Consider the following 1,315-nt stretch of genomic DNA (forward strand, 5'->3'; position numbering starts at 1 on the left):
TCCAACTCCGCCCGCTCCTCAGAGGCCAGCAGCAATGGCTCCAGTTTCGGGCCCCGACGAGGAACTGACGCACCAGCAGTAGAAGTCACATACCAACTAACGATCAACTACTGGCGCAGGACACTAGGCAGTCCCCGCCCAGCGCGACGGCAAGCGCCACATCGAGCAGGATCTTTCCCGGATCGTGCACCGCCCGCGGCTTGCGCCACGGCTCAAGCGCCGCCGACATCGCCGCATCCAGACCGGTCTTGCGGGCCGTCTCGACCAGCAGCACCGCACCCGTCTGCGAAACCACTCCGCGACCACCGCCCTCGGCGCGGACACGCGGATAGAACCCGATACGCTTCTTCACCTGGAAAGTGCCTCCGGAGGTGGCGGGAACAAGGACCTCAGCTATCCTCATTCTCGCTGGTCAGAGGCACTTTCTACGTTCATGATCACCGGATGGACAGCCCGCCTCGGAAAGCGCGAGGTTAGGAAACGCCCTTGCGCAACGCCGCGAGGAGGCGTTCAAGGTCCCCGCGTGCCGTGTACGTACGGATCGGGTCGATGTAGTCGCGGGACTCGATGATCTGACCGTCCCGCACACGCATGACGAAGACGCAGGGCACCTTGGACCTGGAGTCGTCCGGCAACGTGAACTCGTAGGCGAACTCGGCGACGATCACTTCAGGATCGGCGGTCTCGTGGACGACGACATCGACGACACTCCTCTTCGGCACGGACTCCTGAACTTCCGGCGGCACCGTGAAGTGCTCCCGGAGCGCACGCCGACTCGTCAACGGCTCGGACTCCGGCGTCGCCATCGGATGCCGGACATCGGTAACCTCGCCGTACAGGTCAGGCAACTCGCTTGAGTTCCCGTCGGCGACCCCATGAACAAGCCGGAGAAACACCTCACGCGGACTCAGACTCACAAGACCCCCAAGTAATACGCACAGGCAGCTAACGATCATTATCGCCTGATGCGGGCCGGTGTTGCGGACTGTCTCGACCAGCAGCACCTCACCCGTCTGATCCCACGGCCGTCGCGCTGGACGCGGACATGCAGATACAGGTCAGCACTCTTCATCCGAGAAGTGCGCTTCCGCAGCAACGGCCAGGACCCTCCACAGGTCTCATCTGTGCACCCATGAGGGCCGGGGTTGTCAAGGCGCGTGAACTGCCGTCCCGGTGAGGTTGTGGCGTTGTTCGCCGGGTTGTCGTGGCTGGTGGGTGGGGGATGTCCAGGCCGTGGTCCCCCGGTTTGTGGTCCTGCGGAGGGAAGCCTCCACGCACCCATTCGATCCCGGCCGACCGGGCGGGATCATCCCGG

General features: G+C 64.0%; 1 protein-coding gene and 1 pseudogene. Both read right to left on the reverse strand.

All coding sequences use genetic code 11. The annotated features are described in order from the left end of the window. Positions 1-112 precede the first annotated feature (112 nt). Positions 113-352 (reverse strand): annotated as a pseudogene (locus ACTWQR_RS55705) (transposase); the annotation flags it as partial. Between the two features lie 121 nt (positions 353-473). Then, positions 474-956, reverse strand: a complete 483-nt coding sequence (locus ACTWQR_RS55710) for a nuclear transport factor 2 family protein (RefSeq protein ID WP_443235012.1) — start codon at positions 954-956, stop codon at positions 474-476. Between the last annotated feature and the right edge of the window lie 359 nt (positions 957-1,315).

Source organism: Streptomyces sp. 2A115 (assembly GCF_052245575.1).
Taxonomy (GTDB): domain Bacteria; phylum Actinomycetota; class Actinomycetes; order Streptomycetales; family Streptomycetaceae; genus Streptomyces.